Source organism: Rhizobacter sp. P2_H2 (assembly GCF_056403375.1).
In genome coordinates this window covers 1-532 of record NZ_JBFUFP010001842.1, presented here as the reverse complement: position 1 = coordinate 532, position 532 = coordinate 1, and the positions used below count along the sequence as shown (strand labels likewise).

1 protein-coding gene is annotated in these 532 nt (G+C 65.6%); it reads left to right on the top strand.

Annotated elements, in window-relative coordinates; translation table 11 throughout:
• Nucleotides 1-467: NPP1 family protein (locus AC1D15_RS36535; RefSeq protein ID WP_477829938.1), on the top strand; the 467-nt coding region annotated here is incomplete at its 5' end.
• Between the last annotated feature and the right edge of the window lie 65 nt (nt 468-532).

The window sequence follows — 532 nt, the reverse complement described above, 5'->3', positions numbered from 1 at the left end:
ACGCGCTGTACTTCCTGAAGGACCAGATCAGCGCGCTGGGCGGCGGCCACCGGCATGACTGGGAGCACGCTGCCGTCTGGACGAAGAACGGCGTGGTCACCCACGGCGGCTACAGCGCGCACGGCAAGCTCTACAACCAGGAGATCGGCACGCTGGACCAGCAGGACGGCCACCTGAAGATCGTCTACCACAAGGATGGTGCGCTGACGCACGCGATGCGCTTCGCCAAGTCGGGCGAGGTCGCCGAGAACGGCTACGGCCGGTTCGTCACGCCCAACATCGTCAGCTGGCAGGTGCTCTGGGGCGACGGCCTGAGCAACGCCCAGATGCGCGCGAAGCTGGATGCCTTCGACTACGGCTCGGCCAGCATCCCGCTGCGTGACGACAATTTCCTCGGCAACCTCAACAACTACAAGCCGGCGTCCTATCCGGCGTTCACCAGCGCGAGCCTCGATTCGGCAGGCTGACCTGCGGCATCGGTCCAGATGTCGTCCGGCAGCGAGCGATCACGCAGACAGACCCGATCGTGGTC